Below are 21,505 nucleotides of genomic sequence, written 5' to 3'. Positions count from 1 at the left end.
GCCTAGATCCCGTAAAGGCGGAAGGTGTCACGCCCGGTGAGCTCTCGGGCGACCCCTAACGCCACCAGCCGGTCGCAAAAGCGGCGCGCTGCCCGGTCGGACCGCAGTGAGGTAAGCGCGGCAGGGGCAATGGCATCCCGTGCCAGAAAATGGGCCACTGCCTTGTCAGAACCCCTGGCTCGCAGTTTCGGTGCGGCCTCTTTGAGCCGTGCAGCGCGTCGTTTCAGATCGATGGCCTGGTGCGTTGTCTCAACTGCTGCCGTCCCAATTGCCTGATGACAGGTCAACCGCAACTCCTCGCCGGTTTTTCGAAGATCACCGCGCTTGAGGCCGAGTGCCAGAAGCGGCAGGACATGGCTCCACCCGAGCGCCTGCGCCAAAGTTGCATCCGCAAGAAGCAGTGCGGCGGCGAAGTCGCGGGGTCGATCTCCAAGAACGGCCTCCAGGACGGTGGCCGCTTGAGTCACCGGAGCCGCCTTCACCACTTCGAGCCAGGTTGCGATCTGTTCCGGTTCCAAAGTCGGCAGCGCCCGGTTCAATGCCTTGGCCGCCACCGGCCGTTCCACCGCGCGCCGCCAAGAAAGATAACTCTCGCCCGCTGGCCCCGGGCTGTCACCCGGCTGCAGAAACGCCAACGCATCCCGCAAGTCTGCCACCCTTTCCGGCCGCCCCGAATGTACCACACAAGCCTCCGCCGCGCGCAGCGCCAAACTTTCCCGCAACAAGGCTTGGGGGACGTCATCGCGCCCGATCACCAGATGCAGATGCGCGAGCGCCGCGCCCGACAAAAACGCCACATCTTCATGGGTTTCGGGGCGTGCGGAAGTGACCCAGGGCGGCATCCGAGGTAAGATATCAGGGTCGTCAATGAAGGTCGCTCGAGCATATGCCATGCCACAACACTATCCGATGGCGGCGCTTTGTTCTACCACATACTGTGCTAACCGCCCCGCTTTGCCGTATCCAGTTTTGTCCAATAACCTTGCGTTATCGGACGGAAAAATGATATGCTCGGAAACATGAGCAGTATCACGAATAGCGGCACCAAAATCGAGGATTCTGACGCGTCTGACGCAGAGATTTCGAGCTCAGCACCCCATACCGCGCCGAACAGTGACGAGCGCGACGAGAGAACCTCTCGGGACGGAGCCTCAATCGCTCTGCCCGCCCATGTGGCCGGCTCCGGCGCGCTCGACCGGCTGATCGATACCGCCCGGGACTATGCCGAGGCCTCGACGGCTGGGAACACGAACAAGGCCTACGCCGCCGACTGGAAACACTTCACCCGCTGGTGCCGGTTGAAAGGCACGGAGCCTCTGCCCCCCTCGCCGGAGATGGTTGGACTTTATCTGGCTGATCTGGCCGCCGCGACCGGGAAGGCCCCTGCTCTCTCGGTCTCCACCATTGAGCGGCGCCTCTCCGGCATCGCTTGGAATTACAGGCAGCGAGGGTTCACTCTTGATCGCAAGGACCGCCATGTCGCCACCGTTCTGGCCGGGATTAGGCGCAAACACGCGCGTCCGCCGGTTCAGAAGGAAGCGATCCTGCCCGAGGACATCCAGGCCATGGTGGGCACCCTTCCCTATGATCTCCGCGGGCTTCGAGACCGGGCGATCTTACTTCTGGGCTATGCTGGAGGTCTCCGTCGCTCCGAGATCGTGAGCCTTGACGTGCACAAGGATGATACACCGGGCTCCGGCGGTTGGATCGAGATTTTCGAAGATGGCGCTCTGCTGACACTGAACGCCAAGACCGGGTGGCGCGAGGTCGAGGTTGGGCGCGGCTCAAGCGACCAGACCTGTCCTGTCCACGCACTTGAGCAATGGCTACACTTTGCGAAGATCGACTTTGGGCCGGTCTTCGTGCGCACCTCGCGGGACGGCAAACGTGCCCTCGAGGCCCGCCTCTCCGACAAGCACGTCGCTCGGCTGATCAAGGCAACCGTTCTGAAGAGCGGCGTCAGATCCGATCTGCCGGAAGCCAAAAGGCTGGCAATGTTCTCTGGACATTCCTTGCGCGCCGGGCTCGCCTCGTCGGCAGAGGTTGATGAGCGCTATGTTCAAAAGCACCTGGGACATGCGTCGGCCGAGATGACCCGGCGTTACCAGCGCAGGCGCGACAGGTTCAGGGTGAACCTGACCAAAGCCGCAGGGCTGTGAAGCTCAGGAATCTTGACGCGTTGGTGAAGCGCTAAGATGAAATTCCAGCGCTTCAGTTTCAGCTTTCTGCTTCAATTGAAATCGGGAATTAAACGCGACAACTCCTGTCACTCGGCCAAAATCTTACAGAATCATCGCCTCAACTGGACGAAAACCACGTAAATATCCAACAAAGCCTTGGGGTTAGTTCGCGCGAGCAGAAAATATCTCGAAGGGTATCGGCTTCGCCAGACGCGGCCTTTATCGTTAGGAATCAATGCGTTATATAGCGCGGGCCCCGCGCGGCCAAATTGGTGCTGTGGATAACTTTTGCACTACATCTAGATTCTTCTTGCCGGACTCAGATGTTCGTGGCATTTCCATTCTGACGGCAAAACGCGTCAGACGTGGCTTTAACCGTCAGAACGACAAAGAGCCTTAGCAAAGGCCATGAGAGGCGGCAGAACATGGATGATCGAAATACGGGCTACGCGCAAGGCATAGGCTCTTCTGACATCGGAGCATTCGCAGACAGTCTTGCTGAGTCGCTTGACCGGCAGATGAAAGTTGCGTTCGAGCCAGAAGAACGCAAGTCCTTGCGCCGCTTCAGCTCGACCGAGGTCGCCGAGTTGCTGCGCGTTAGTACGTCGAACCTGCGCAACCGCCACAAAGATGGCAGCTTCCCAGAAGTTCACACTGACGGTCGCGGTCATAGGTTCTACACGGCCGAAGAAGTTGACGACCTCCGCAACATTTTGGCGCGGACAGGCAAAAATGCTGACGCGTACAGACCTGGCCGCCGAGACGGTGACCGTCTTCAGGTCATTTCGGTCGTGAATTTCAAAGGCGGCAGCTCGAAGACAACAGCGACAATCCATTTGGCACACAGGTATGCCCTGCGTGGCTACCGCGTGCTTGTTCTGGACCTCGACCCGCAGGCCAGTTTGACGACATTTTTCGGCTTCCGGCCTGAGCTCGAATTCGCCGAAGGCGGCACAATCTACGACGCATTGAGATACGATGATCAGGTTCCGCTCTCGGAGGTCATCCAGAAAACATACTTCCACAAGCTCGACATGGTCCCGGCTGGCTTGATGTTGTCCGAGTACGAAACCGAGACAGCGAATGCCCTTGCGCGCAGGGTTCAGCCGATTTTTGCAGAGCGTCTTGCTCTGGCGCTAGAGGAAGTCGACTCAGACTATGACATCGTGCTGATCGATTGCCCTCCGCAGTTGGGCTTCCTGACATTGACAGCATTGGCAGCGTCCACGGGCTTACTTGTGACGGTCGTCCCCGGCATGCTCGACATCGCTTCGATGAGCCAGTTCCTCAAACTCGCTTCGGAAACGGTCAAAGCCGTCGAAGAGGCGATTGGACGACATGTCACTTGGGACTTCGTAAAGTTCCTGATCACACGCTACGAGCCGTCGGACGGACCACAAACGCAAATGGCCGGGTACCTACGTTCAATCCTTGCGGGCCAAGTCATGACTGAACCGATGCTGAAGTCGACAGCCATTTCTGACGCCGGCATGACTCAGCAAACCATCTATGAGGTAGACCCGAGCCAGCTCATTCGGAAGACCATTGATCGGGCTTTGACCAGCGTGAACAGCGTTGCCGATGAGCTGGAGCAGACAATCCAAATGGCATGGGGGCGTCGCTGATGGCTCGAAATATCTTCAACCAGCCACCGAAAGACGAGAAAGAGTCGGCAGCCCCCTCCCCTGCCCCGGTCAAATCCTCGAAGCTACCTGGCTCGGTTGGCGGATTGCGGGACTCTCTCCGGGAAATCACTGCCAACTCAATCCGAGATATCGAACCCGACCGGATCGATATGGATGGCCTCCGGGATCGCCTGATCCTGGAAGATAGTAGCATTGAAGATCTCGCCGAAAGCATTCGCAAGCATGGTCAGCAAGTGCCGATCATGGTTCGCCCCTCTGACCAACCGGATCGATACCGCATCATCTACGGGCGTCGCAGACTTGCAGCCATTCGAAGAGTTGGTGGAACCGTCAAAGCGATCGTTCGAACGCTCGATGATGATGCTTCTCTGATCGCGCAAGGTCAGGAAAACAACCTGCGGCTGGATCCGTCCTTCATTGAAAAATCTCTTTTTATCAAAGAGATGCAGGAGGCCGGTTACAAGCCTGGCGTCATTCAGGACGCCCTAGGCCTCACCCGGCAAGGTGTGTCGAACCATCGTGTAGTCATCGAGCAGCTGCCTGACGAACTTGTCCGGCTTATCGGCCCGGCTCATGGCGTAGGTCGACGCCAATGGGGTGATCTTGCTGCACTTTCAGAGAAGGTTCCGCTTGTCGACATTGCGCGTGAGACACTTGCCTCTCTGCCTGACACCACTCCAAGCTCGGACAAGTTTCAAGCCGTCTATGTTGCTTGCTCCAGCAAGGCGCGTGGCGCAGCCGACCAAAGCGCCCGTGGCCAAACGACCGTGGTAAAGGACAATAGTGGTAGCCCTGTCGGCACACTTTCAGTCGATGGCAAGTCGATCGCTATCAAGATCACCCGCAAGGACAACCCGGAATTCGGCCAATGGCTCGAAGAGCGCGCGGAAACCACGCTGCGACAGCTTTTTGAACAATGGCAGAATGAGAGAGGCTCGGGGAGCTGATCCCCGGTCATAACCAAAAACACGAGCAGAGGAGAAAGGCGAAGACCAAAAAGAAAAGAGCCCCCCAAGGTTTCCCCCGGAGAGCCCTCATCATCTGATTAGCACCTGTGATGTAGCAATCTCCGACATACCGGTCAAGAGTCACCGATTCGGTGGACGTCTTTTTGTTGCCTTTTCTCGCCAATAACAGCGGGAAGAGCCGGGGAAGCTGTGGGCCGCAACGGTCGTCGTTCAACAAACATGGCATTCACAAAGCTTTCCGTTCAGACCTTTGGCGTCGGCAAGGGCACCCCCGCCACGTCAACACCTGAAACCGACATCTGGGCAGTCTTCCGCGCGCTCAGAGATACTCGCAGCCTGTTCGGTCTCCGTCCAGGACATGTTCAAACGCTCCAAGCGATGCTGAGCTTTCTCAAGCCTGGGCATGGAGACACAGTCTTCGCTTCCAACGACGAGATCTGCCGTCGAGTCGGCGGGATCGATGAACGAACCCTCCGTAGGCACATCGATCGCTTTGTTGAACTCGGTTTCATGAAGCGCCACGACAGCCCAAATCGCAAGAGATACCGAGTGAAGTCCTCCGAAGGTCAGTCCATTAGCTATGGCTTGTCGCTGGCTCCGTTGCTCGCGCGTGCCGGCGAACTACTTGCGACAGCCCAAGCGATGGAAAACGCTCGTCGGGATCGCGTGTTTTTGCGAAAGCAAATCCTAACCAAACTTGCTCAGATCGACGAAGCTGACCCCGAGAACGAACTCACTCATCAGGTACGCCGAGTTCTTCGGAGGAAGCTCTCGATCGCGGAGTATCGTACTTTGCTCGGCGAACTGGAGGCTCAATGCAAACAGATGTCCACCGCGGTGGACGCACCAGAAACAATGAAACTGCCCGCCAATGACGGGCAAACTGTCCGCCACCATTCTAAGTCTAAAAAAGAACAAAAAGATTTAGAAAGCGGGACCAACAGCCAAACACCTCCCCTGCAAACGCTCACAACCGTTTGTGACCAGGCTACATCGTTCGCAACGAACTCACTTAGGAACTGGCACGATGTCGAAAGCCACGCGAGAACGCTCGCTCCAATGATGGGAATCCACGAAAGCACCTTCGAAAAGGCTGCTAAGAAGATAGGCTCTCAAAAAGCATCATGCGCCATCTTCATAATTCTCCAGATGAGCAATCGCATCCGAGACTTTGGAGCGTATTTCCACAGCATCACGCTCGGTCGCAGAGAAACTGACTTCAACCCATCACTGTTGTTGGAAAGGCTTTCTAGTTCTGGGGCAGCAACTGCGTGATGTCCACCGCGGTGGACATGTCGAGAGGTAGAGATGGGCTGTGAAAGGGGTGACGGGAAGTGAGATCGGGAGAGTGGCTTCCGGCGCCCGTCGCGGAGAAGATCTGATGGCGAAATCTGCCCAGAAAGTCACCCTGTCCCCGTCCCGGGACATTCCCTTCGACAAACTCGTGCTGAGCCAGTCCAACGTCCGGCGCATCAAGGCCGGCATCTCCATCGAGGAACTGGCCGAAGACATCGCCCGCCGCGGGTTGCTGCAGAGCCTGAGCGTTCGACCCGTTCTGGCGGATGATGGTTCCGAGACCGGCAAGTTCGAAATCCCCGCTGGCGGTCGGCGCTTCCAGGCCCTGTCTCTCCTGGTGAAGCAGAAACGCTTGGCCAAGACCACGCCCATTCCCTGCATCGTGCGGGATGCCACTTCCGCGATCCTCGCCGAAGACGACTCGCTCGCTGAGAACATGCAGCGCGCAGCCCTGCATCCGCTCGACCAGTTCCGCGCCTTCGTGGCGCTTCGGGAGAAGGGTCAAGGCGATGAAGAGATCGCAGCCGCCTTCTTCGTCACGCCGCAGGTGGTGAAACAGCGCCTGAAACTCGCCGCCGTGGCCCCTGCCCTGCTCGAGCTCTATGCCGAGGATGAAATGACGCTGGAGCAGCTGATGGCCTTCACGGTCAATCCGGACCACGAGCGTCAGATTCAGGTCTGGGAGGCGATCAAGTCGTCCTGGAACAAGGAGCCCTATCAGATCCGGCGCATGCTGACGGAAACCTCCGTGCGGGCCTCTGACCGGCGCGCCGTCTTTGTCGGCGTCGAGGCCTACGAGGCGGCGGGCGGCACCATGTTGCACGACCTCTTCCAGGGCGACGACGGCGGATGGCTGGAAGACCCTGCCCTGCTCGATCGCCTGGTCAGCGAGAAGCTTCAGGCTGAAGCCGAAGCCATCGCGACCGAAGGTTGGAAATGGATCGAGGTCTCGCTCGACCTGCCCTATGGCTACAGCCACGGCCTGCGACGGCTCAACGGTAATCCGGCGCCGATGTCGGATGACGAAGGCGCGGCCCATGCCAAGCTGCTCGCCGAATACCGGGCGTTCGAAGAGGAGTACGAGGGCCAGGACGAATTCCCTGAAGAGACCGACGCCCGCCTTGGCGAACTCGAAGTCGCGATGGAGAAGCTCGAGACGCGGCCGCTGATCTTCGACGCGGAGGAGATCGCGCGGGCAGGGGCCTTTGTGACGCTTGATCGCTCTGGCGAGCTTTCCGTCTATCGGGGCTTTGTGCGGCCGGAGGATGAACCTCGGACAGAGGCCGACGTCCACAGCGGTGAACAGGCGGCAGACAGGCAGGGCGCTGAGCTTTCGGCGACGAGCAACGTGGATGGTATCGGCCATGGCACGGTGATCACCTCTGCTGGTCAAGCGCTCGGGGCGGGTCTGTCGGACGAAGAAGACGATGGTGCCTTGAAGCCCTTGCCCGAGCGGCTGGTCATGGAGCTGACGGCGTACCGCACCTTGGCATTGCGCGAAGCTGTCGGGCGTTCTCCCGACATCGCGCTGACGCTGCTGCTCCTGAAGCTCGTCAACGACACTTTCCGGATGTCGAGCGCTTCAGGCGGGTGCTGCGAGGCATCGGTGCGTCACGTCTACATGTCGGCGCAGGCCAGCGATCTGAAGGACAGCGTGGTTGCCAAGCTGGTGGACGATCGCCACGCGGAGTGGGAGGCCGACCTTCCGCTTGGCGACGATGCCGCTCTCTGGGAATACCTGACCTCCCTCGATCAGGTGAGCCGGCTGTCCTTGCTCGCGCATTGCCTTAGCTTCGGGATCAACGCGCTCCACGAGAAGGTGAACCCCTACGGTGCCGGTATCTCCGCCAGTGGTCTGACCCGACGGATGGCGCAGGCCGACTTGCTTGCACAGGCAGTCGATCTCGATATGGTCGAGGCTGGCTGGGAGCCGACGGCCGATACCTACCTGAACCGCGTGCCCAAGGCCCGGATCCTTGAAGCCGTGCGCGAGGCAAAAGGGGAGGGGACGGCGCAGCTCCTCGATCACCTGAAGAAGGCCGAGATGGCGACCGAGGCCGAGCGCCTTCTGAAGGGCAGCGGCTGGTTGCCGGAGGTGCTTCGCCGTCACGATCTGGCGGCACTCGAAGGTGAAGAAGGGCAGGGGGCGTCTGGTGACGTTCCCGACACCGAGTTGTCCGAGGATGTCGATCTGCCCGCCTTCCTCACCGCTGACCTGCCGGGTGATGATGCGTCGATGATGGCCGCGGAGTGATCCGCTCCATCCGAGGGCGGGGAAACCCGCGCTCAATCACATAAAATACAACAATATCAATAAGATGAATGCAAAATGACGCATTCAGGATGAGGAATCATGTCTCCAACCACCATTCTCGAAACCGCGCCCCTGGGCGCGCTCATTCGCTACACCGATAGCACAACGAAACCGCCCGCCCGGTTCACAAAGAAGCTCGCGGCCTGGGAGCGCTCGAACGGCGTCGGCCGTCTCGTCAAGAAGGAGCCGCCGCGACCCTATCCGACCTGGACGGCGCCGGCGTCGTTCACGCTGCACGAGGGGAACTTCTCTTCGGACGGGGTCATTCTTGTCACCATCATGCGGACTCATTCGGCTGACAGTGCGTTGACATTCGAAGTGGCTGAGGAGCCGAAGCCCGGACAGGTGCGCGTCGTGCTGGATTTCGGCGGCTGCACGGAGCTGCTCCACCTGGCCGAGTCCGTCACGGCTGCCGAACTCTGGATCGCCAGAGAAGGCTATCGCAACGCGCGGCTGGAGATTGTCGGCGAAGAAGACGCCGGTAGGGCAGGGGACGCGGAGCTTGCCGCCTGAGCCTATGTAGAACCCAAGGGGCCCGCCCAAGAGCGGGCCTCTCATCCATGACGCCCCTGTCCCGCGAGATCGCGGGGCACCATAGGATCCATTCCAATACGGAAAGGGATCGTCATCCAAGAGCCTGCCCGGGAGGCTGGCAGCGAAAGCACCAGTGGAACATACGGCTCCAGTCAGCGGTCGCACCATCCCCCGCTCGCCATTCCCTTCCTTGCCCCGAATCCTGTCTTCGAGATCAACCCGCGAGGGGTCGGACTACGGGCGAACCCGTGCCGCCGGGTGGATTCGGACGAGCCGAACGCACCCGGTGATGTCAGCCAGTCTTCGGGCCTGCGGGGTCCTGTCGCGCGGGGGATGGTCCTCCGCCTCCAAGACAGGAGCCAAACAGATGTCCCGCAAAGATGCTCACGCCTTCGCCGCTTCCCTCGCCGCCACGCTCATGGTCTCGATCGTCGTCTTCCAGGCAGGTGATGGAACCTATGGTGCCGTCCCCGCCGATGAAATCGACGGCGACGAGGTCGTGATCGTCTCGGAATACGACCCGTTCGGGTGAAGCTTCGGCCTCACTTCCCGAGGGCCCAGGCGTGGCACAGGTGTGCACCTGGGCCTAGTAATGCCCCCGTGACCGGGGATAGTCAGTCGGCTAACAATCGCTTCCGACAGTCTGCTTCTACCATGTTCGGGAAGCCTTTTCGTCGACCATCCCTATATGCTGGAAACAGCGGTCACCCTCATGGTGAGCGCTGGTTACATGACGTTCATCAGCGCGGGGTCCATTCCGAACAGGCTGCTGGCGCTGTGCGCTGCCTTTCCGAGCGTGACGCTGCATAGCACGGTAACCGACGCGCCAGGCCAGGCCCTGATGATCTTGATCCCAAGGCTGCATTTGACCCTTTGGGAACCAAAGTGGATGTCGCTGTCACTCGCTGTCGTCTATCGGCAACCTGAGCGATACTTGAAAACCTGTGGTCCGGCCCGGCCGCGGCGATTGAAGGACAAGGCGGCTGCTGATCCGCTCTGCGATTGCGGCGACGATGGCAAGACCCAGGCCGCTGCCGTCGGAGGTGGCAGAGGCCCGCTCGAAACGCGCTGTCAGCCGGTCGAGTGTTTCGCCTGGCACGACAGGGCCGTCATTTGCCACGGTGAACTGGCCAGATGCGGTCAGCGTGACGTCGACCGGGGTAGTCTGTCCCCCATGACGAAGAGCGTTTTCCACGAGGTTCCGGCACAGAATGGCGAAGGCGTCGGGATCAAGATCTGACATGACAGCCATGTCGGGAAGATTTAGCCTGATACGATCTGGCGTGCCCGTGCGGCCAATATCGTCCACCACAATTCTCGCAACGCCCCTCAGATCCGAGCTTTTGTCCATCCTCAATCGCCCGCCTTCTGCCCGCGCGAGTTGCATCATGCGTTCTGTGCGTCGCGTCAGCCTTTTCAGCGTCTCCTCGATGTCGGTCGCACGTTGTGCAGCCGCTCGGTCCTTGGTTTCCGACCTGAGCCTCTGCGCCTGCGCGATCGCTCCCGCGAGTGGTGTGCGCAACTCGTGAGCGGCGTTCGCGGCGAAGCTTCGCTCGGCCTCGAACGCCTCACGTAATCTGGCCAGCAGGCTGTTCAGCGTATCAGCCAACGGGCCGATTTCAGTTGGAAGCCCCTCGTGAGGAACCTGCGAAAGGTCGCGAGCGCCACGTGCTTCCAGCCGCGCGCGGAACCGGCGCAGAGGATCAAGGCTGAAGCGAACTGCCAGGATGATCGCGATCAAGGCCACTGGAAGCACGATCAGCAAGGGCAGGCCGAGACCCATCTGGATTTCGCGAGCCACCGACATGCGGTGGGCCAGCGGCTCGGCCACTGTGATGCGGATCGTGTCCTGAAGCGCCGCGTCGCTGTAGAGACGGTGCGTCGCGGTCTGGCGAAACCCGGGCCCGTCATAGGAGGGGAACACGGTGGGGTCCGCCGCATGCGATTGCAGCAGGATGCGGCCTTCGGCATCGCGCACGAGATAGGTGAAGAACTCGTCGTGCGCACGGATCGGGGCGAGCCGCTGGGTCACACCCTGATCTTCCCGCCCGACGATGTCGGTTACTGCCAGCGGCAGGATCCGCTCCGCTGTCTCACGGAGCGCGCTGTCGAAGACCTCGTCCATTTCGGCCCGGACGATCACGGCCGTCACCGTCGCAGCCAGCAGCCACAGCACCGTCAGCACCAGCCCCACGGATAGGCCGAGCCGCGCCTGAAGGCTTGCGGGCCACCTCATGGCCTGCCCAGGCGGTAGCCCATGCCGCGCTCGGTTTCGATGATTGCGCTCCCCAGTTTCTTCCGCAGGCGGCTGACATGGACCTCGATGGTGTTGCTCTCGACCTCGGCGTCGAAGGCGTAGAGCTTCTCCTCCAACTGCGCCTTGGACAGGAGCTGCCCGGGGCGCGCGAGGAAGGCTTCGAAGAGCGCCCATTCCCGCGCCGTCAGCGGCACATGTCTGCCATCCCGATGGACGCTGCGCGCAGCAAGGTCGATGTCGAGCGGTCCGTGGGTCAGGATCGGGTTGGGGTTGCCGCTGTAGCGCCGCGCGACCGATCCGATCCGCGCCGACAGTTCCGACAGGTCGAAAGGCTTCACAAGGTAGTCGTCTGCGCCCGCGTTGAGGCCTTCGATGCGGTCCGACACTTGGTCGAGTGCGGTAAGAATGATGACCGGCGTCACGTCGCCCCGCGTGCGCAAAACCTTGAGAAACCCTATACCGCGCCCGTCCGGCAGCATCAGGTCAAGCAGGATCAAGTCGTAGGACGTAGCAGCCATCGCATCGCCCGCCGCATCCAACCGCGTAACCCAATCCACTGACTGGCCATCGGCTGCGATCTGGTCGCGCACGGCAGCGCCGAGAGTCGTGTCATCTTCGATCAACAATATGCGCATGGTCGTACCCGTCCTTGTCCGTTGTCCCTCCATGATCCGTCTGCCTGACACGAAGCTGAAGCCTGCGGGTCGACCCCGTTCAGGCTGCCGTCAGTTTCGCAGCGCATGAAGTGCATCAAGAGGCCAGCCACTAGGAGTGTGCCCCATGAAGAAGACATTGACAATTATCGGCTTTCTCGCGGTCTTCCCGGCCGGCGCGGTGCTGGCTGACGACGACTGCTTCGTCCCGATGGCCGATTGGCAGCCGCGCGACGCGGTTGCCCGTCTTGCCGAGGAAAATGGCTGGGCGGTGCGCCGCATCAAGATCGACGATGGCTGCTACGAAATTGACGGCCGGGATGCCCAAGGGCGTGCGATCGAGGTGACGGTCCACCCGGCCACGTTGGAAGTAATCGAGTTCGAGTTTGAGGACGACGAGCATGATCGTCGCGACCGCGATCACGAGAGACGCGACGATGACTGATACGGCGCATCGTGATGGTAATGTCTCCGCGCCGGGCCTTCCCACACTCCCTCGGCTTTCCCTCAACTCTCCTCTGGCCCTGACGGGCCCGGTGCTGGTGGCGCTGCCATGCCTGCTGGCGGCTCTGCTCGGGATGAACACCTATGCGCCTTATGGTGCGGATGCAGCATTTGGTATTGCCGTCGGGGCCGCGGCAGTTGTCGCGATGGCACAGACCTTGATCCTCGCCGCACGGCCGCCACTGGTGGAACCATTGTTCGGCGGTCTCGATCGAATGTACCGGGTCCACAAATGGCTCGGCATTTCCGCGATGGTCCTGATGATACTGCACCAGCAGATAGAGCCGGATTTCGAGCGTTTGGTGCGTGAAACCTCCCTTGGGGACCTGGGTGAAGAGGCGGGCGAACTTGCCTTCAACGCACTTCTCGCCCTGGTCGCTGTCAGCTGGTTCCGGAGATTGCCCTTCATCGGGCTCGAGATTCCCTATCAGCTCTGGCGGTTCAGCCATCGTTTCATGGGAGCCCTTATTGCAATCGTGGTGTTTCACCAGTTTTTTGTCGACATGCCTGCTGGGGTAGACCCGACATTCATGTTGGTGCTGAATACCTTCGGCATCGCCGGAGTGGTCGCCTGGATCTTCACCGAGTTGCTCGCTCCGCACCTACGGCGTAGAGACTTCACCGTCAGCCAGATCAGGCAGACCGGTGACACGACCACCTTGACACTAACCCCCAGAGGCCGGGCCATGCGGTGGCGGCCCGGGCAATTCGCTTTCGTTCGAGCGCCGGAAGCTGGACTGTCCGAGCCGCACCCGTTCACGATCGCCAGTTCTCCGCGCCCTGATGGCACCCTGACGTTCTCCATCCGGGCTCTGGGTGGCTGGACACGGAGCCTTCCCGCAACCTTGCGGACCGGAACGCGCGTGCAGGTTGAGGGCCCCTATGGCCGCTTCGATTTCCGCAAGGGCGGTGCGCGCCAGATCTGGCTGGCCGGCGGCATTGGCATCACGCCGTTCCTCGCCTGGGCGGAAAGCCTGACGGAGGCGGAAAGGCGCGACATTCACCTTGTCCACTGTGTTCGGACGCAAGACGAGGCGATCGGGCTCGAGACGCTGCGCGCTGCGGTCGCCCGCAATCCGAGATTCAGTTTCGAGGTGATCGTCACGGCGCGCGATGGTAGGCTCACGGCTGAGCGGCTGATCAGCGCCACCCCTTTCGCAGTCAGGCAAGCCGATCTGTGGTTCTGTGGCCCAACCGGCCTGAAGGACGGGGTCCTCAAGGGCTTGAAAGCACAAGGCCAAACGCCTCGCCGTGTGCGTTTCGAGCAGTTCGAATTCGCTTAACCGCGGGGCAGGGCGCATCGCCATGTCAGCCCTGTGGCCTGCGCTCGCACCTTTTTGGCCCCGCCCTCATCGGCGGGGCCATTTTCCTGACGGCAAGCTGAAGCGGGAATCGCCGACGCGTCAGGAAGGCCTCAGGTCCTGTCTCCAGATTGTCCTCAGCAGATGACAAGGAGACCCTGCCATGAAGAAGACCCTGACCGCCTTCGCCCTGATCGCCCTGTTGCCCGCTGGCGCCGCCCTGGCCGACGACGACGAGTGCCGCGTGCCCCGTGACCAGTGGCAGCCGCGCGAGGCCGCGATGCAGCTGGCTGAGCAAAACGGCTGGACCGTGCGCGACTTCGAGATCGACGATGGCTGCTACGAGATCGAGGGCCGAGATCAGGATGGCCGGGAGATCGAGGTGAAGCTCGATCCGGCGACGTTGCAGATCGTCGAGATGGATTACGAGGATGAGGACGACGACCGTGGCGGCGCCCGCAATCCCGCGCCCGCCGGCACGGTCGCCCCTCCGCAGAACGGCCTCTTCGGGAACGGCACCCCGCCGCAGGTTCAGGTGAACTGAACCGCTCTCAAGCTCCTCTCCGAACAAGGATCAACCCGATGAAATCGCTTCTCGCAACGCTCGCGCTCACCACCGCGCTGACGCTCCCCGGCCTCGCCATGGCGCGGCCGGTGACGCTCACCACGACCCTCAACAATTACGGCGGCGACGGGGCCTATCTCGCGCTCTACGTCACCGACACCTCGGGCGCCTATGTCGGCAGTCTCTGGATGGCTGGCGGCAAGTCCAAGTACTACGAGCACCTCAGCGATTGGTACCGCGCCACCGGCGGCGACACCGCGCAGGTGAACGGAATCACCGGCGCCAGCGTCGGCGCGGGCCGCACGCTCGAGATCACGCTCGACCTCGCCGACGCGCTCTTTGATGCGGGCTACACGCTCCACATCGACGCGGCCGTCGAGGACATGCGCGACAGTCCGAACGAGGTGGCCGTACCGCTCACGACCGACGGCGCGGGCACGCCGGTGCGCGGGCGCCGGTACATCGCCAGCTTCGCCTACGACATGTGAAGGGTGGGGCCATGATCCGTGCACTCCATCGCTGGCCGGGTCTTCTGGCCCTTGCGCTCGTCACCATCCTGGGCCTGAGCGGCGCGGCACTGTCGGTCTTCCCTGCGGCCGAGCGCATCGCCGCGCCGCAGGCGGAAGCCGGACTGACCGTAGCCGCTCTCGCGGACCGCATCCAGGCCGTCTATCCGGGCGTCGAGCAGATCCGCCGGTCGCCCTCCGGTCGGATCACTGCCTACTGGTTCGATCAGGGCGCGCCGGGTGCCGCCGTAATCAACCCGGCGACGGGTGAGGGCGTAGCCTCGGCCGACCCGAACCAGGCCGAACGCTGGCTCACCAACCTGCACCGCTCGCTGTTCCTCGGGGACGGCGGCCGCATCGCCATGGCCGCAGGGGCGGCCGCGATGCTGATCCTCTCGCTCTCCGGCGCGACGCTGGTCGCGCGGCGGGTGGGCGGCTGGCGACGCTGGTTTTCACCCTTGCGCGGACCGCTTGCCGGGCGGCTGCACGCCGAGATCGCACGCATCGCCGTTGTCGGCCTCGTCCTGTCCTCCACGACCGCGCTTTGGATGACGGCGTCTACCTTCGATCTCCTGCCGGACGGAGGCGTCCTGCCGGTCGCCCCTGCCGAGGTCAGTGGGGAGACCGGCTTCGCTCCGGGCCGGATGCCCACGCTTCGGCGAACGCCGGTCGCCGAGTTGCGCGAGCTGAGCTTTCCCTATCCCGGCGACGCAACAGACGTATTCACGCTCAAGACCGACCGGGGCACCGGATATCTCGATCAGGGCGACGGGGCGCTGCTGGCCTGGGCCGACCTGACCGGGTGGGAGCGCGTCTCGGAGACCATCTACATGCTGCACACCGGACAGGGTGCGGCGACGCTGGGGCTCGTGCTGGGGCTCATGGCGCTCGGCGTGCCGGCCATGGGCGCGACCGGCGTGCTGGTCTGGCTCGCCGGGCGGCCCGGGCGACCACGCATCCGGGGCAACCAGCCCGCCGGACGCGCCGAGACGATCTTGCTTGTCGGCAGCGAGGGCGGCAGCACCTGGGGCTTTGCCGCGACGCTGCACGCCGCGCTGACGAAAGCCGGGCAGAGCGTCCATGTCGGCCCGATGTCGGGCTTCGGCCCTGAGCGCTACACCAACGCCCGGCGGATCATCCTGCTGGCCGCGACCTATGGCGACGGCGCGGCGCCGGCCTCGGCGAAGGGCTTTCTCGACCGGCTGAACGCGACCGACCGCGCGCCGGACATTCCTCTGGCAGTGCTCGGCTTCGGCGACCGCAGCTTTCCGGCCTATTGCGCCTTCGCCAAGTCCGTCGCGACTGCGGCAGAGGCGAAGGGCTGGCCCGAGCTTCTGCCGCTCGACACAATCGACCGGCAATCGCCGCAGGATTTCGCGCGCTGGGGCGGGGCGCTCGGAGACGCTCTCGGGATCGAACTCGAACTGACGCACCAGCCGGTCCAGCCGCAAACGACCACGCTGACCCTCGTCTCGCGCCGCGACTACGGCGCCGAGGTGCAGGCCCCGACCGCCATCCTCCGCTTCGCGTTTCCCCGCGTCTCGCTCGGGCAACGGCTGCTCGGGGGCGGGTTCGCACGGTTCCAGACGGGTGACCTGATCGGCATTCTGCCCGAAGGCGGGACCGTCCCGCGGCTCTATTCGCTCGCCTCTGGGCGCCGCGACGGCTTCATCGAGATCGTGGTCAAGAAGCATCCCGGCGGGCTCTGCTCGGGTCAGCTCACAGCGCTGGAACCTGGCGACACGGTGAGCGCCTTCCTGCGCCCCAACCCCGGCTTCCGTCCGGGCCGAAGCCGGGCGCCCCTGATCCTGATCGGCGCGGGGACCGGCATCGGGCCGCTAGCGGGCTTTGTGCGCGGCAATACGCGCCGCAGGCCGATCCACCTGTTCTTCGGCATGCGCCATCCCGACAGCGATTTCTTCTACGGCGAGGAGTTCCCCGGATGGCAGGACGAAGGGCGTGTAAGCCGGCTGGTCACGGCCGTCTCGCGCGGGGCGCGTCCCCATTACGTCCAGGACGCGCTGCGCAGCGAGGCCACTCAGGTCGCGGAGCTCATCCGCAATGGGGCGCGCGTGATGGTCTGCGGCGGACGAGACATGGCCGCCGGCGTGGCCGAGGCGCTGGCCGAGATCCTCGCGCCGGCCGGGCTGACACCAGCAGTCCTGAAGGCGGAGGGGCGGTATGTCGAAGATGTCTACTGAGCGGGCGCGCATCGCGCTGAACGGGCCGACGATGGGCACGAGGTGGTCGGCGCTGTTATTCGCGGACCCCGGTTTCGACCCGGGGCCGGTCCGCTCGGCATTGCAGGCGGCCGTGGATGAGGTGGACGGACAGATGTCGACCTGGAAGCCGGACAGCGACCTTATGCGGCTCAACGCGGCACCGATCGGTGAATGGATCGCTGTTCCTGCACGATTGCTCGAGGTGCTACGCCTCGGCCTGGAAATTGGCCGCGCCTCTGGCGGAGCCTTCGACATCGGCATGGGCGACGCGGTGATGGCCTGGGGCTTCGGACCGGAGGCCGCCGCGCCGGATGGCATCCGCACCGCGATGGCCGCCTCGCGCCGCCCGGCGCATGACGTGCTCGAGATCAACGGCGAACACGTGCGCAAGGCCGCACCCATCGCGCTGGACCTGAATGGCATCGCCAAGGGCTACGGCGTGGATCGACTGGCCGAAATCCTCCGCAATCAAGGCATATCCGACGGACTCGTCGGGATCGATGGCGAGATGCGTGCAATGGGCCTCAGGCCGGACGGTGAAGCCTGGACCATCGCGGTCGAGGCGCCGGACGCCGAGCGCCGGACGCCGCATTCGATCCTCGCGCTTCAGGATGCCGCCGTCGCGACCTCGGGCGACTACCGTCACTGGGTCGAGGTGCAGGGGCGCCGCCTGTCGCACACGATGGACCCGAGGCGGGGAGCGCCGCTGATCGCGTCGCCGGCCTCCATCACGGTCGTGGCCCGCAGCTGTGCAGAGGCAGATGCCTGGGCGACGGCCCTCATGGTGCTTGGGCCGGTCAAAGGCGCGACGCTCGCAAAACAAAGCGGCCTCGACGCCCTGTTCCTCTTGCGCGATGATGTTGTCAACGTAAGGGGCGTGGGAGTCGGACGACTATTTTCCGAAGAGCCAGCGGCAATCGCCTCAGCCGAGGGGAGATGAGCCGCATGGAAACGACACGGACCGACCGCTTCAAGACCGCTATCCTGCTCATTGCCGCGACCGGCCTGATTGCGGGACTTGCCTTCTACTTTTCCGGCGAACCCGACGTCGCGAACGCGGTCTGGATCGCGGGCGTCGTTCCCGCGCTCGCCGCGCTCGTGGTCGAGATCCTGCGCAGCCTGCGTTCCGGCGAAGTGGGCCTCGATATTGTCGCCGCGCTCTCCATGTCGGCGGCGCTCGTCTTCGGCGAGACCCTCGCCGCGGCGGTGGTCGCCGTAATGTATTCCGGCGGCACCTTCCTCGAAGCCTTCGCGGAAGGGCGTGCCCGCCGTGAAATGCACGACCTGCTGTCCCGTGTGCCCCGGACCGCGACAAGACACCGGAATGGCGGGCTGGAGGAAGTGCCGCTGAACGAAATTGCGCCCGGCGACCGCCTTCTGATCCGGCAGGGCGACGTGGTGCCGGTGGATGGCACCTTGAGCTCAGAGACGGCCTTCGTCGACACCTCGGCGCTGACGGGGGAATCCCTGCCCGTCCGGCTCCGTTACGGCGCCGAGGCCATGAGCGGATCGACCAATGCGGGCGAAGCCTTCGACCTGATCGCAACTCACGAGGCCAAGGACAGCACCTATGCCGGGATCGTCCGGCTGGTGGAAGAGGCGCAGGCCTCCAAGGCGCCGATGTCGCGGCTGGCCGACCGTTGGTCGCTGGGGTTTCTGGCGGTCACGGTCAGCATTGCCTTCGCTGCCTGGTGGTTCACGGGCGATCCGATCCGGGCCGTCGCCGTGCTCGTCGTCGCAACGCCATGTCCCCTGATCCTGGCCGTGCCGGTCGCGCTGGTCGCAGGCCTGTCGCGCGCGGCGCATTTCGGGGTGCTGATCAAAGGCGCGGGACCGCTCGAGACGATGGCGCGCATCCGCACGCTGATCCTCGACAAGACCGGCACGCTGACGGACGGCCGGCCGCAAATCGTCTCGATCGACAGCCATGACGGCATGGCCGAGGGCGACATCCTGCGCTTCGCTGCCGCGCTCGATCAGGCCTCCAAGCACCCTGTCGCGCAGGCCATCGTTGCGGCCGCGAAGGCGCGGGGCTTCTCGTTGCCCGTGCCATCCGAGGTTGCCGAGTTTCCGGGTGAAGGGGTCGCGGGTCATGTCGAGGGCCACAGCGTGATCGTCGGCGGCGACGGTTTCGTTGTGTCCCGCGTTGGGCGAATGGGAGACGATCACCCCGCCAAAGGCGCAGGATCGGTCCTGGTCGCTGTGGCAGTGGACGGTCACCTGGCGGGGTATCTGGTGATGTCCGACCCGTTGCGCGACGGCGCGGGCGCCATGCTGGAAGGCCTGCGCCGCGAGGGGATCGCGCGGATCCTGCTCGCGACCGGAGACCGCGCCGACGTGGCCGAGCGTGTCACCGAGGGGCTTGGGCTCGACGGTCTGAGGGCCGGGCTGACGCCGGACCAGAAGGTCCTGCTCGTCCTCAGCGAGCGCAAGCACGGGCCCGTCATGATGGTGGGCGACGGCGTGAACGACGCGCCCGCGCTTGCGGCGGCCGATGTGGGTGTCGCGATGGGCGCACGCGGGGCCGCAGCATCGGCGGAGGCGGCGGATGTCGTGCTGCTTGTCGACCGTATCGACCGGCTCGGGCTAGGGATCGAGATCGCGCGCGGCGCGCGCCGCATCGCTGTCGAAAGCGTTGTCGCCGGGATCGGCCTTTCGGTCATGGGCATGATCGCGGCGGCTTTCGGCTATCTCACTCCGGTGCAGGGGGCGCTCCTGCAGGAGGTCATCGACGTTGCAGTGATCCTGAACGCCCTCCGCGCGCTGCGCATCGCGCCCCATGAACCCACTATTCCGAAACCAAAGGCTGTCTCCTCCGGGCAGGATGACATCGCGCAAGGAGCCACGCCATGAGCCGCCTCTCGCATTCCGAAATCCACATGGTGCATCGCATCGGCTGGCTGCGGGCCGCCGTTCTCGGCGCGAACGACGGGCTGGTGTCGACGGCAAGCCTCGTGGTCGGCGTCGCCGCAGCAGGATCGGGAAAGCCGGAGGTCCTGATAGCGGGGCTGGCTGGCCTCGTGGCCGGCGCGATGTCCATGGCGGCAGGCGAATACGTCTCGGTCAGTTCCCAGACTGACGCGGAAAACGCTGACCTTGCGCGCGAGACCCTCGAACTGGCGGAAACACCCGAGGCCGAACTCGAAGAACTTACCCAAATCTATGTCGAGCGAGGGCTGGACCGAGACCTTGCCGAAAAGGTGGCCGTGCAACTGACCGAACGTGACGCGCTCGGATCGCATGCCCGCGACGAGCTTGGCATCTCCGAGACCGTGACAGCCCGCCCGATCCAGGCCGCCTTGGTGTCGGCGCTGACCTTCGCCGTGGGTGCGGTGCTGCCCTTGATCGTCGCACTGGTCGTCCCGGATGCACGGATCGTTTTCTTGGTCGCCGTGTCGACGATCCTCGGCCTCGCGGTTCTTGGTGGATTAGGCGCTTCTGCTGGCGGTGCTGGTGTTATTCGAGGTGCTGCAAGGGTCACGCTCTGGGGTGCACTCGCCATGGCGGCGACCGCTGGAGTCGGTGCGCTGTTCGGGGTCGCCGTAGGCTAGGGAGTAGCCGAGTTCCCGGGCGAAAGCTTCCACCTTGGCGCGGGCTTCCACCTTGTGCCGATCCTCGAATGTGGCAATCGCTTTGGCGACGTCATTCTGCATTTTCTTCAGCTCGCTGAGCGACAGTACGTCGGGATCGAAAGCAGCCGTTGGTGCGGTCCGTGTCCTGGATTTCCCGGTATCGATAACCCATCGCGGTAGGGCCCTGGATTTCTCGGCAGGCGCGGGCAGGGGTGAGAGCTGGTGATAGCCACTTAGGCCGCTAGCGGTGTGCTGGGCTTTGGGTCAAACAGTCCCGATTGGCAAGGAGACATGGTCTGGCATGGGCTCCCCGTATCTCTCTGTCTTCTGGGCCGTCCCTTCGACTGACAATCCCCTAATCCCGTTCGGTCTCCTGCGCGCAACCCCGCGTCAGTCCGGGCCGTGTTGGACGCCTTTGGCGTCCTGCCCGCTCCACCCCGGTCCTCTGGGGGTGTCCGGTGTCCATGCTGTCCACCGTGCACGCGTCACCCGACGGGCTTTTTCAGGGTCTTGTCGAAGGGACGGTCCCGAAGACAGGAAAAACAGGAGCTTATCATGCAGAACATCGTCATCCTCGCCGGCAACATCGGTCAGACCCCCGAAGTCCGCACCACCCAGAGCGGCACCAAGATCACCAACTTCAGCCTCGCCACCTCGCGCCCCCGCCTCTCGGAAGGCCGTGTGATGCGCGACGAGAACGGCTACCGTGTCATGGACACCGAATGGCACCGCATCACCTGCTTCAACGGTCTCGGCAAGACGGTCGCTGAGCATTGCGAAAAGGGCATGAAGGTCCTCGTCCACGGTCGCATCCACTACACCAAGTGGATCGACAGCATGGGGAACGACCGCTACGGTTGCGAGATCATCGCCGAGAAGGTCGACTTCCTGAGCCGCCCGAAGTCGGCCGAGAACGAAAACCCCGAGCTGGTCGACCGCGACGACGAGATCCCGTTCTGAGGAACGGGGTCTCCCCTCGAGCCCGGC

Annotated in this window: 19 protein-coding genes; 16 read left to right on the top strand and 3 right to left on the bottom strand. The window is 63.4% G+C overall.

Features of this window, described 5'->3' with window-relative positions; all coding sequences use genetic code 11:
• Positions 1–2 precede the first annotated feature (2 nt).
• Complete coding sequence (locus tag TQ29_RS19755; protein ID WP_054540542.1) at positions 3–893, bottom strand: DUF1403 family protein; 891 nt, start codon at positions 891–893, stop codon at positions 3–5.
• Between the two features lie 126 nt (positions 894–1,019).
• On the opposite strand from TQ29_RS19755, the gene TQ29_RS19750 reads away from it, so the two are divergent.
• The 7 genes from TQ29_RS19750 to TQ29_RS21020 all read left to right on the top strand — a co-directional run bounded on the left by TQ29_RS19750 (position 1,020) and on the right by TQ29_RS21020 (position 9,470).
• On the top strand, positions 1,020–2,159 hold the full coding sequence (locus TQ29_RS19750) for a tyrosine-type recombinase/integrase (RefSeq protein ID WP_054540615.1): 1,140 nt from the start codon (positions 1,020–1,022) through the stop codon (positions 2,157–2,159).
• Positions 2,160–2,605: 446 nt separating this feature from the next.
• Complete coding sequence (gene repA / locus TQ29_RS19745) at positions 2,606–3,805, top strand: plasmid partitioning protein RepA (RefSeq protein WP_028288490.1); 1,200 nt, start codon at positions 2,606–2,608, stop codon at positions 3,803–3,805.
• Positions 3,805–4,773 carry a plasmid partitioning protein RepB gene (gene repB, locus TQ29_RS19740; protein WP_233678008.1) on the top strand — a complete coding sequence of 323 codons (969 nt, stop codon included), beginning with the start codon at positions 3,805–3,807 and terminating at the stop codon, positions 4,771–4,773. The genes repA and repB overlap by 1 nt, the downstream gene beginning before the upstream one ends.
• 240 nt (positions 4,774–5,013) lie before the next feature.
• Positions 5,014–6,069, top strand: coding sequence for a plasmid replication protein RepC (gene repC, locus TQ29_RS19735; protein WP_054540796.1), 1,056 nt, complete (start codon positions 5,014–5,016; stop codon positions 6,067–6,069).
• 106 nt (positions 6,070–6,175) lie between these two features.
• Positions 6,176–8,344, top strand: coding sequence for a ParB/RepB/Spo0J family partition protein (locus TQ29_RS19730; protein ID WP_038068689.1), 2,169 nt, complete (start codon positions 6,176–6,178; stop codon positions 8,342–8,344).
• A 99-nt stretch (positions 8,345–8,443) separates the two neighbouring features.
• Entirely contained in the window at positions 8,444–8,917 is a 474-nt protein-coding gene (locus TQ29_RS19725; protein ID WP_038068687.1) for a hypothetical protein, read from the top strand.
• 388 nt (positions 8,918–9,305) lie between these two features.
• Positions 9,306–9,470, top strand: a complete 165-nt coding sequence (locus TQ29_RS21020) for a hypothetical protein (protein ID WP_009574204.1) — start codon at positions 9,306–9,308, stop codon at positions 9,468–9,470.
• Positions 9,471–9,836: 366 nt separating this feature from the next.
• On the opposite strand, the gene TQ29_RS19720 is transcribed toward TQ29_RS21020, so the two are convergent.
• Positions 9,837–11,174 carry an ATP-binding protein gene (locus TQ29_RS19720; protein ID WP_054540795.1) on the bottom strand — a complete coding sequence of 446 codons (1,338 nt, stop codon included), beginning with the start codon at positions 11,172–11,174 and terminating at the stop codon, positions 9,837–9,839.
• Positions 11,171–11,830 carry a response regulator transcription factor gene (locus tag TQ29_RS19715; RefSeq protein ID WP_054540794.1) on the bottom strand — a complete coding sequence of 220 codons (660 nt, stop codon included), beginning with the start codon at positions 11,828–11,830 and terminating at the stop codon, positions 11,171–11,173. The genes TQ29_RS19720 and TQ29_RS19715 overlap by 4 nt, the downstream gene beginning before the upstream one ends.
• 145 nt (positions 11,831–11,975) lie before the next feature.
• Here TQ29_RS19715 and TQ29_RS19710 point away from each other — a divergent pair, with 145 nt between their 5' ends.
• The 9 genes from TQ29_RS19710 to TQ29_RS19670 all read left to right on the top strand — a co-directional run bounded on the left by TQ29_RS19710 (position 11,976) and on the right by TQ29_RS19670 (position 21,478).
• Positions 11,976–12,293, top strand: a complete 318-nt coding sequence (locus TQ29_RS19710) for a PepSY domain-containing protein (RefSeq protein WP_054540793.1) — start codon at positions 11,976–11,978, stop codon at positions 12,291–12,293.
• Positions 12,250–13,635, top strand: coding sequence for a ferric reductase-like transmembrane domain-containing protein (locus tag TQ29_RS19705; RefSeq protein ID WP_054540792.1), 1,386 nt, complete (start codon positions 12,250–12,252; stop codon positions 13,633–13,635). Before TQ29_RS19710 ends, TQ29_RS19705 begins: the two co-directional genes overlap by 44 nt.
• Positions 13,636–13,816: 181 nt before the next feature.
• Positions 13,817–14,197: a PepSY domain-containing protein gene (locus TQ29_RS19700; protein ID WP_054540791.1), complete on the top strand. Its 381-nt coding sequence runs from the start codon at positions 13,817–13,819 to the stop codon at positions 14,195–14,197.
• A gap of 38 nt (positions 14,198–14,235) precedes the next feature.
• On the top strand, positions 14,236–14,706 hold the full coding sequence (locus tag TQ29_RS19695; protein WP_054540790.1) for a DUF2271 domain-containing protein: 471 nt from the start codon (positions 14,236–14,238) through the stop codon (positions 14,704–14,706).
• A gap of 11 nt (positions 14,707–14,717) precedes the next feature.
• The gene (locus tag TQ29_RS19690; protein WP_054540789.1) at positions 14,718–16,925 is read left to right on the top strand and encodes a PepSY domain-containing protein; all 2,208 of its coding nucleotides are present in this window, start codon (positions 14,718–14,720) and stop codon (positions 16,923–16,925) included.
• The gene (locus TQ29_RS19685; protein WP_007803253.1) at positions 16,906–17,886 is read left to right on the top strand and encodes an FAD:protein FMN transferase; all 981 of its coding nucleotides are present in this window, start codon (positions 16,906–16,908) and stop codon (positions 17,884–17,886) included. The genes TQ29_RS19690 and TQ29_RS19685 overlap by 20 nt, the downstream gene beginning before the upstream one ends.
• Before the next feature lie 5 nt (positions 17,887–17,891).
• Positions 17,892–19,799, top strand: coding sequence for a heavy metal translocating P-type ATPase (locus TQ29_RS19680; RefSeq protein WP_054540837.1), 1,908 nt, complete (start codon positions 17,892–17,894; stop codon positions 19,797–19,799).
• Positions 19,796–20,497, top strand: coding sequence for a VIT family protein (locus TQ29_RS19675; protein WP_054540788.1), 702 nt, complete (start codon positions 19,796–19,798; stop codon positions 20,495–20,497). Before TQ29_RS19680 ends, TQ29_RS19675 begins: the two co-directional genes overlap by 4 nt.
• Positions 20,498–21,073: 576 nt before the next feature.
• Positions 21,074–21,478, top strand: a complete 405-nt coding sequence (locus TQ29_RS19670; protein WP_008335991.1) for a single-stranded DNA-binding protein — start codon at positions 21,074–21,076, stop codon at positions 21,476–21,478.
• Positions 21,479–21,505 lie beyond the last annotated feature (27 nt).

It is taken from the genome of Actibacterium sp. EMB200-NS6 (assembly GCF_001305615.1).
Taxonomy (GTDB): Bacteria; Pseudomonadota; Alphaproteobacteria; order Rhodobacterales; family Rhodobacteraceae; genus Actibacterium_A; species Actibacterium_A naphthalenivorans.
The sequence above is the reverse complement of the archived record's forward strand: the minus strand, read 5'-3'. Positions and strand labels throughout refer to the sequence as shown.